10 protein-coding genes are annotated in these 8268 nt (G+C 58.9%); 5 read left to right on the forward strand and 5 right to left on the reverse strand.

The genetic code is table 11. The features are described 5' to 3' along the window. Positions 1-9: 9 nt before the first annotated feature. Entirely contained in the window at positions 10-720 is a 711-nt protein-coding gene (gene folM / locus PMI34_RS24625) for a dihydromonapterin reductase (protein WP_008046222.1), read from the reverse strand. A gap of 109 nt (positions 721-829) precedes the next feature. Further along, complete coding sequence (locus PMI34_RS24620; protein ID WP_008046223.1) at positions 830-1399, reverse strand: antibiotic biosynthesis monooxygenase; 570 nt, start codon at positions 1397-1399, stop codon at positions 830-832. 223 nt (positions 1400-1622) lie between these two features. Here PMI34_RS24620 and PMI34_RS24615 point away from each other — a divergent pair, with 223 nt between their 5' ends. Further along, complete coding sequence (locus PMI34_RS24615; RefSeq protein ID WP_008046226.1) at positions 1623-2582, forward strand: MerR family transcriptional regulator; 960 nt, start codon at positions 1623-1625, stop codon at positions 2580-2582. A gap of 3 nt (positions 2583-2585) precedes the next feature. Here the strand turns inward: PMI34_RS24615 and PMI34_RS24610 are convergent, their stop codons facing one another. Both PMI34_RS24610 and PMI34_RS24605 read right to left on the reverse strand, forming a co-directional pair. Continuing rightward, on the reverse strand, positions 2586-3191 hold the full coding sequence (locus PMI34_RS24610) for a hypothetical protein (RefSeq protein ID WP_008046228.1): 606 nt from the start codon (positions 3189-3191) through the stop codon (positions 2586-2588). Between the two features lie 60 nt (positions 3192-3251). Further along, on the reverse strand, positions 3252-3722 hold the full coding sequence (locus PMI34_RS24605) for a PAS domain S-box protein (RefSeq protein ID WP_008046230.1): 471 nt from the start codon (positions 3720-3722) through the stop codon (positions 3252-3254). 102 nt (positions 3723-3824) lie between these two features. Here PMI34_RS24605 and PMI34_RS24600 point away from each other — a divergent pair, with 102 nt between their 5' ends. From PMI34_RS24600 to PMI34_RS24585, 4 genes are all read left to right on the forward strand, one after another. After that, complete coding sequence (locus tag PMI34_RS24600) at positions 3825-4280, forward strand: flavodoxin (RefSeq protein ID WP_008046231.1); 456 nt, start codon at positions 3825-3827, stop codon at positions 4278-4280. Positions 4281-4507: 227 nt separating this feature from the next. Further along, the gene (locus tag PMI34_RS24595; protein WP_008046233.1) at positions 4508-5290 is read left to right on the forward strand and encodes a class II aldolase/adducin family protein; all 783 of its coding nucleotides are present in this window, start codon (positions 4508-4510) and stop codon (positions 5288-5290) included. After that, positions 5290-6192, forward strand: a complete 903-nt coding sequence (locus PMI34_RS24590; RefSeq protein ID WP_008046235.1) for an alpha/beta fold hydrolase — start codon at positions 5290-5292, stop codon at positions 6190-6192. The genes PMI34_RS24595 and PMI34_RS24590 overlap by 1 nt, the downstream gene beginning before the upstream one ends. A 170-nt stretch (positions 6193-6362) precedes the next feature. Beyond that, entirely contained in the window at positions 6363-7274 is a 912-nt protein-coding gene (locus tag PMI34_RS24585; RefSeq protein ID WP_008046237.1) for an SDR family oxidoreductase, read from the forward strand. 73 nt (positions 7275-7347) lie between these two features. On the opposite strand, the gene PMI34_RS24580 is transcribed toward PMI34_RS24585, so the two are convergent. Continuing rightward, a complete protein-coding gene (locus PMI34_RS24580; protein WP_008046238.1) occupies positions 7348-8118 on the reverse strand; it encodes an N-acetylmuramoyl-L-alanine amidase in 771 nt (256 codons plus the stop codon). Between the last annotated feature and the right edge of the window lie 150 nt (positions 8119-8268).

The raw sequence follows: 8268 nt of genomic DNA on the forward strand, positions 1-8268 counted from the left end.
CGCGGGACACTATTTGATGTGCCTTCCGCCGTTGACGGTCAGGGTGGTGCCGGTGACATAAGAGTTGTCGAGCAGATAGCGCAGGCTCTGGTAGACCACTTCGCAGCCGGGTTCGATGCCCAGCGCGGACTTGGCCAGCACCTTGGCACGGTAGGCCGCGTCGTCCTCAGGGTTGAACAGTAGCAGGGCTGGCGCGATCCCGTTGACCTTGATGGCCGGCGCGTACCTGGCGGCGAAGGACAGCGTCAGGCTGTCGAGCCCGGCTTTGCTGGCGCAATAGCCAATGTGCTTGCTGCTGCCCTTGCGGGTCACGTCATCGCTGATGTGCACGATGTCGGCGGGGCTCGAGCGTTGCAGCAGGTCGGCGCAATGCAGGTTGATCAGGTAGGGCGCCAGCATGTGCACGCTGAACATGCGGGTGAATGCCGCGGCGTCGGTGTCCGGCGTTTCGGCCAGCCATTCGGAGGCGTTGTGGACAATCGCCCGCAAACAGTCGGTGTGGGTTTTCAGTTCGCTGATGAAGGCGAGGATCCCGGCCTCGCTGGCGAAGTCCGCGAACACTGCGGTGGCCCCCAGGTCGCGCAGGGCTTGTACGCCGGGCCGCTCGCTGCGGTAGCTGAAAATCACGCGATGGCCGTCTTCCAGCAATCGCCGGGCGCAGTGCAAACCGACACGCTGGCCGGCGCCGGTAATCAGGATAGGGGCTGCGGAAGAAGTCATGAACGGCTCGCGTCGCGGTGAGAGCAAAACTATACCAGTGACGGGAGCGCTCTACCTATTGCGAGGGAAACAACTGTGGGAGCGAGTAAGCTCGCTCCCACAGGAGGGATCAATGATTCTGAGTGGAGGGTTCGGCACTCAATGGGCGTACCGGCGCACTGTTCAGCCAGCCGGCCAGTAGACGGGTCGACAACGGAATGAACAGGTAAACCATCAGCGGCGTCAGGCACAGGGTGCTGATGAACACTCGCGGCAACAGGTTCATGTCACTGATCAACGGCCCCAGCACAAAGTTGAACAGCAGCGAGACCGGAAAGAACGCCAGCCAGATCGCCACGGCCTGTTTCCAGCGCGGCGGGCGTTGACCGACGGCACCGAACCAACCCTCGATACCACTGACCCGGTGTTCTGTCGGGTGGGCGAACAGGTCGCTGCCACGTGCCAGCCAGGCAGTGCGCGAAGCGGAATGCTCCCAGGCGTGCAGGGTCTGCTCGTCGGCGAAGCGGAAAATGATCTGGAATTCGTCGTCCTCGGGCGGCGGAGCGAGCACACCGGAGCCGAGATAACCGGGAAAATCAGTGGCCAGTTGTTCGCCTTCGCGCAGCCAGGCAATCAGGTCCTGGTAACGTCCATTGGCAACGCGGCGCGCTACCATCAGCGTGACGGGAGGGGTAGACATTGTGTATCTCCGTAAGGCATTTGCGTCGCTCCGGATAGGAACTTCGCCAGGCGCAGCGCCGGGGTGGTGGGCTGCGACTTGAAACAAGCAAGGATTATTCCTGATTCTGCCCGTGGCGTCTGTGACGTTTATCCGCTCATCCGCAGTATCGATTTTTTACGGAAACTTTACGGGGCGGGGGCGTTAAAATAACGCTCGGATGATACAGGGATGTTTCAACAGCATGCCGATACATACAGACGTCGCTTCAGGCTCCACGCAGGCCGTCGCTCTCGAACGGGAAGAGCTCTTTCCCATTCGCGAGGTGGCGCGACTGACAGGTGTCAACCCGGTCACGCTTCGAGCCTGGGAACGACGATATGGCCTGATTGTTCCAACACGCACCGATAGTGGGCATCGCCTGTACTCGCTGACCGATATTGAGCGCGTTCGCAGCATCCTCGGCTGGATCGAGCGCGGGGTTGCCGTCAGCAAGATCGGCAAGCTCCTGGCCAGGGCCGAGCTGCTCCAGACGTTGTCGCACATCATCCCCAACAGCCTTGTGGAAGCCGATTACGCGCAGTGGCGGCAGCAGGTGCTTGCCGCGGTCAACGGGTTTGACGACATTCGGCTGGAGCAGGTCTACGGGCAAATCTTTTCCAGCTACTCCCTGCCAGTAGTGTTCCAGGACATTCTGATCCCCGTCTGGAGGCAGTTGTTGCAACGCCAGGACCAGTTCGGTGAAACCAGCGAGTGGCTGTTCCTGGATGGCTTTCTGCGTTCCCGGGTGGTGCAGCGTCTGTTGTTGATGCGCGAAAAACAGCCGCGACGCGTGGTCGTCTGTGCCCTGGATGGCATTTGCCGGGAACTGGAACTGCTGGTCGCCGCCCTGTTCCTGAGTTCCGGGCCATCGGCCGTTCGCGTATTGAACATGGGTCAGCCATTCGAGGAGCTGGCGCTGGTGTGCGAAAGGATCAAGCCCCTGGCGCTGGTGCTGTTTTCCAATCAGGTGCCGAATGCCGAGTTGCCGCGGCGCCTGAATCGCCTGGCCATGAGTCTGGAGTGTCGGTTGTTGTTGGCCGGCGATGCTTGCGACCTGGCGCAAGAGAGCCTGGCCGGGTCATCGATCGGTTGCCTGGGCAATGAAGGGGAGGTCATGAGCCAGCGTCTGAAGCAGTTCCTGGCGGGTACTCTGGATACTTGACGTTCAGAGATGCAGCGCGGGATGACTCAAACGATGCTGTTGCAGGATGAACTGGCGCAGACGCTCGGTTTCGTCCGTATCGCTCTGGCTCAGTTGATAGGCGTAGAAGCCCTGTTCGTTTTCTTTCTCGAAGGTGCCGCGCAAGGCAATACGCTCATAACCTGACGGGCTGAACCACAAGGCGAAATGCTTCGGCGGCTTGGTCTTGTTGCGAGCTTCCAGCAAAACCCCTTTGCACGACACTTCGTGTACCCACAGGGTGCCGGGTTGACCCTTGGCGTTTTCCAGCGCTACCGGTTCGTCCAGCACCAGGCGCCAAGGCCGGACCATCGGTCCGTCTTCATAGATGCTCGGTACGCCCAGGCGCAAATGCAGCGCATGGAACTCATCTTCCACCAAGTGCAGTGGGAAGGTCATTTGCTGGTTTTCGAAGCTGGCTTGAATGGTGACCTGTTCATGGGCCGCCAGGCGGGTGAGCAGGTCACGGATTTGCGACCCACCGTTGACGAGCAGGCTCGACGTCGCGTCCCGCACATTGAGTTGCGGGTTGTGTTGCATGGTCTGGATGAAATCCAGCTCATCCTGGGTCAGGAGCGCGTCGCGTTGCATGGCCAGCTCGAAAGGTATAGTTACAAAGTTATTGGTGATTGTAGTTACTGACCATTAATTCTAAGTTTTGTTTACACCGTTCGTCGCCTTGAGCGCGGCAAGCTCGGCCTGGAGTTCAGCCAACTGCCCCTCCAGCTGTGCCACGCGCTGTTGCGTCTTGACCTGCACGGTGACGTCTTTCTGCACGCCGACAAAATAGGTTTGTCCGTCCGCCGGATTTTTCACCGTTGAAAGGGACAGCTCGTTCCAGAACGGTGTGCCGTCCTTGCGGTAGTTGCGCAGTATTTCCCGGCAGGATCCTTCACGGTTCAAGGCGTCGCGAATCAATGGCAGGGCTTCCTGGTCGCGGTCCCCCGACTGCAGGAAGCGACAATCCTGATAGAGGATTTCTTCACTGGAGTACCCCGTCAGGCGTTCGAACGCGGGGTTGACGTAAATGAGGATGTTGTCCTGATCGCCTTCCTTTTCGGCGATCACGATGCCGTCGTTGGAGGCGTTGATCACCATTTGCAGCAGTTGAGCATTAATCATCGGAGCATCCTTTCCTGATTGATTGTCAATTGCATTCTAAAAGAATAATCACGACCGTGGTGTTAATATCCGGGTCTTTCACTCGGATTCAGGATCAGATTGATGAAAGTCGCCATCATTTCCGGCTCGGTATACGGCACGGCCGAAGAAGTTGCCCGCCACGCCGCCAGCCTGTTGAAAGCCGCCGGTTTCGAAACCTGGCACAACCCCCGTGCGACCCTCGCCGATGTACAGGCGTTTGGCCCCGAAGCCTTTCTGGCGGTGACTTCGACCACCGGCATGGGTGAGCTGCCGGACAATCTGCAACCACTGTATTCGACCATTCGTGACCAATTGCCAGCAGCCTGGCGCGGTTTGCCGGGCGCGGTGATCGGATTGGGCGATGCGAGTTATGGCGATACTTTTTGTGGCGGCGGCGAGCAGATGCGCGAATTGTTCGGTGAACTGGGCATTCGCGAAGTACTGCCGATGCTGCGCCTGGATGCCAGCGAGAGCGTGACCCCCGAGACGGACGCCGAGCCTTGGCTGGCGGAGCTGATCAGCGCACTGCGCACCTGACGTTACTGCGACATCCATGTCAGTCAGGGTTCTGACAGTACGGTAAAAAACTGCCTGTCAGACCATCGCTGGCGCCGGTCGTTTGACATGGATCCATGGGTGGCAGGGCGACTGACCCGTAAGGCCACCAAGCTGGCTGCCAATGCAACTACACGAACCTCAAGGGCTGACTAGACTCGGTGAACATAGGAAACACTCCATAATAAAAAACACCGAGGCTCCTTGCCGTGACTGTCGCTCCCGTCCAATCGCCACACAGTGTCAAAGGCCAGGTCAGTGCTGCCGAGTGGCAGACCCGCGTCGACCTGGCAGCCTGTTATCGCCTGGTCGCTCAACACGGTTGGGATGACCTGATCTTTACCCACATCTCCGCCAAGGTGCCCGGCACCGAAGATTTCCTGATCAACCCGTTCGGGTTGATGTTCCACGAAATGACCGCGTCGAGCCTGGTCAAAGTGGATCAGGCCGGCAACAAACTGATGGACAGTCCTTACGAAATCAATCCGGCGGGTTACACCATCCACAGCGCCGTGCATGAAGTCCGTCACGATGTCGTCTGCGTGCTTCACACCCACACGGCTTCGGGGGTGGCGGTGTCAGCACAGAAGCAGGGTGTTTTGCCGATCAGCCAGCAGTCGTTGTTCGTGCTTTCCAGCCTGGCCTACCACGCCTACGAAGGCGTGGCGCTCAACCATGAAGAAAAAGTGCGGCTACAGGCCGATCTCGGTGAAAACAATTTCCTGATGTTGCATAACCACGGTCTGCTGACGTGCGGCAGCACCATTGCCGATACGTTCCTGATGATGTTTACCTTTCAGCGTGCCTGTGACATTCAGGTCATGGCGCAAAACGGTGCCGCTGAACTGATCGCCATCGAACCGCAGATTCTGGCCGGCGCCAAAGCCATGATCGCGGGTGTCACCCGAAGCGCTCAAGGAATGGGCGGAGCGCTGGCCTGGCCGGCGTTGCTGCGTAAACTCGATAAACTGGACCCGGGTTATAAACTCTAATGGACCTCGCCGAGATCCCCCTGTGTGTCTGGCGCAAACGCAGCCAGATGTTCGTGTTTCGTGGCCAGAGCATCCGTTACTGGACAGCAGGGCAGGGTGAACCTTTGTTGCTCATTCACGGCTTTCCGTCCGCCAGTTGGGACTGGCATTACCTGTGGCAGCCATTGACCCAGCGTTTTCGCGTGATCGCTTGCGACATGCTGGGTTTCGGCGATTCGGCCAAACCGGTGAATCACGAATACAGCCTGCTGGAGCAAGCGGATCTGCAACAGGCACTGCTTGAACACCTGAATGTCGAGCAGCCAGTGCACCTGCTCGCCCACGATTATGGCGACAGCGTGGCCCAGGAACTGCTGGCCCGGCATTACGAGTCGCGAGTGGAGCTGGCCAGTTGTGTGTTTCTCAACGGTGGGCTGTTTCCGGAAACCCACCGCCCGGTACTGATGCAAAAACTCATGCTCAGCCCTTTGGGCTGGATGATTGGCCGCGCCTTCAGCCGTGATGGCCTGGTCAGAAGTTTTCGGCAGATTTTCGGTCCGCAAACCCGTCCCAGTGAAAGCCAGATGGATGACTTCTGGAGCCTGGTCGAAAGCCAGCGCGGGCCACGGATCATGCACAAATTGATCGCCTACATCCCGGAGCGACGTGTCTGGCGCAACCGCTGGGTGAGCGCGATGCAACGCGGTGAAGTGCCGCTGCGAGTGATCGATGGCAGGGTCGATCCGGTCTCTGGTGTGCATATGGTCGAGCGTTACCGGGAACTGATACCGGATGCGGATACCGTGGTGTTGCCCGACATTGGCCACTACCCGCAGATCGAGGCACCCTGCGAGGTCCTCAGGCACTACCTGGCGTTTCGCGATCAGTTGCTTTCCCCTCCGCGCAAAGTTGCCTGCTCCTGATTCGCAGCGTTGAACCTGTTCTGCTTCTGTGGGATCACGTCATCCTGGCCGACGTGATCATCATCCCCCAGCCTTATCGCGCACCATTCAGCCTCCCCGTGTTCATTGTGACCCGTTGCGCCGTGCCTGAAACTCGGACTCATTGTCCCCTGGCCTGCTGGAGTCCCCCCATGAATGAGTCTGTGCGCTTCGAAGATAAAGTCGTGATCATCACCGGAGCTGGTGGCGGTCTTGGACGGGCGCATGCACTGCTGTTCGCCAAACAGGGCGCCAGGGTGCTGGTCAACGATCTTGGCGGCTCGGCCCAAGGCGAGGGCGCCAACGCTTCGGCCGCCGACCGCGTGGTCGCGGAGATTCGCGAGGCCGGCGGCATCGCCGAGGCCAACCACGACTCGGTCACTGACGGTGACAAACTGGTTCAGCACGCCCTGGACGTCTTCGGTCGCGTCGACGTGGTGGTCAACAACGCCGGGATCCTGCGTGACAAGACCTTCCACAAAATGGATGACGCCGACTGGGACCTGGTTTACCGCGTCCACGTCGAAGGTGCCTACAAAGTCACCCGCGCCGCCTGGCCGCACATGCGCGAGCAAAACTACGGCCGGGTGATTTTCACTGCGTCGACCTCGGGTATCTATGGCAACTTCGGTCAGTCCAACTACGGCATGGCCAAGCTCGGTCTCTATGGCCTGACCCGCACTCTGGCCATCGAAGGCCGCAAGAACAACATCCTGGTCAACGCCATCGCCCCAACCGGCGGCACGCGCATGACCGAAGGCCTGATCCCTCCGCAAGTCTTCGAACAGCTCAGGCCGGAACTGGTCAGCCCGCTGGTGGTGTTCCTGGCCAGCGAGAACTGCCAGGAAACCTCCGGTCTGTTCGAAGTCGGCGGCGGCTGGATGGGCAAGGTCCGCTGGGAGCGCAGCCTCGGCATCGGGTTCGATCCACGGGCCGGTTTCTCCCCGGAAGACGTGGCGGCGCATTGGCAGCAGATTTGCGACTTCGAAGGCGCGGCGCATCCGAAGGACAACATAGAAGCGCTGAAGGAAATGATGGGGAATTTGCATAAGTATTCGCTCTGATGGCGCCGGCAAGGTCAAATTGACTGACCTTGCCGGTTCTTGCATTTGTTGCCTGGAAACCCTTTGGTCGTGATCAGCCGGGAAAGTATTTGACTACCAGCGCCTTCAGATTGGCGGCTGTCTGTGCGTCCATTTTTCCATCGAAGTGTTCCGGGCGAAAATGCATCTGGAATGCCCGCACCAACTGTTGAAAACCACCTTCCGTCGAGGCGCCCGAAACATCGTATCCATAGGACTTGAACAGCCCCAGCAATTCGCTTCGGCCCGGAATGCCCGATGTGATGTATTGGCTCAGATACTGGTCCCGAGTGGCTTCATCGAACCAGGCACCGACGCCTTTCAGGTACAGCGCCTGCCAGGGAAACATCGGCCCCGGGTCACTTTTGCGGCCGATTGAAATATCGGAGTGGCCCAAAACCTGCGTCGGCGTGATATCCGGGTAGCGCTTGAGGATGTTCAGCGCCAGTTGTTCAATCGCGGCAATCTGCTCGGAGTGATAGGGCGGGAAGGTGAATTCGCCTTTGTTGTCAGTCGCCAGGTTGACCAGTTCAATGCCGATAGACGTGTCATTCAGATTGCTGCGGTTGCCCCACTGACTGACGCCCGCGTGCCACGCGCGATGGTTTTCATCCACCAGGTTGAAAACCTCCTGCCCTGTATAACCGGCTTTCAGGTAACTGGGGTCAGTGATATCCGGAACCAGATAGTGCGCGCTGACATTCGGGCCGGTCAGGGCGCTGAAAGAACTGGAAAAGTTAGCGGCGGTGTAGTGAAGAACCAGAAAGCGTATTCGGCTGTTGAAGCTTCTGGCTGAGCGATACTGGTTGTAGTTGATGGGTTTCATGGTTGCACTCGCAATAAGTAAGTTTGAAGCCGGACGAAGATCAAGGTTGTTCGCCGACTTGCTGGTCAACTTAATGGCCCGAGTGCGATAGGTGTTTACCTATGCTTGTAGGTGTTTTCTGAGAGAAATGTAGGAGCCAGCTTGCTGGCG

It is taken from the genome of Pseudomonas sp. GM74, assembly GCF_000282455.1.
In the GTDB taxonomy this organism is placed as follows: Bacteria; Pseudomonadota; Gammaproteobacteria; order Pseudomonadales; family Pseudomonadaceae; genus Aquipseudomonas.

Coding starts and splice junctions, on each gene's coding strand:
- folM (WP_008046222.1), bottom strand. CDS start 720: ATGACTTCTTCCGCAGCCCCTATCCTGATTACCGGCGCCGGCCAGCGT.
- PMI34_RS24620 (WP_008046223.1), bottom strand. CDS start 1,399: ATGTCTACCCCTCCCGTCACGCTGATGGTAGCGCGCCGCGTTGCCAAT.
- PMI34_RS24615 (WP_008046226.1), top strand. CDS start 1,623: ATGCCGATACATACAGACGTCGCTTCAGGCTCCACGCAGGCCGTCGCT.
- PMI34_RS24610 (WP_008046228.1), bottom strand. CDS start 3,191: ATGCAACGCGACGCGCTCCTGACCCAGGATGAGCTGGATTTCATCCAG.
- PMI34_RS24605 (WP_008046230.1), bottom strand. CDS start 3,722: ATGATTAATGCTCAACTGCTGCAAATGGTGATCAACGCCTCCAACGAC.
- PMI34_RS24600 (WP_008046231.1), top strand. CDS start 3,825: ATGAAAGTCGCCATCATTTCCGGCTCGGTATACGGCACGGCCGAAGAA.
- PMI34_RS24590 (WP_008046235.1), top strand. CDS start 5,290: ATGGACCTCGCCGAGATCCCCCTGTGTGTCTGGCGCAAACGCAGCCAG.
- PMI34_RS24585 (WP_008046237.1), top strand. CDS start 6,363: ATGAATGAGTCTGTGCGCTTCGAAGATAAAGTCGTGATCATCACCGGA.
- PMI34_RS24580 (WP_008046238.1), bottom strand. CDS start 8,118: ATGAAACCCATCAACTACAACCAGTATCGCTCAGCCAGAAGCTTCAAC.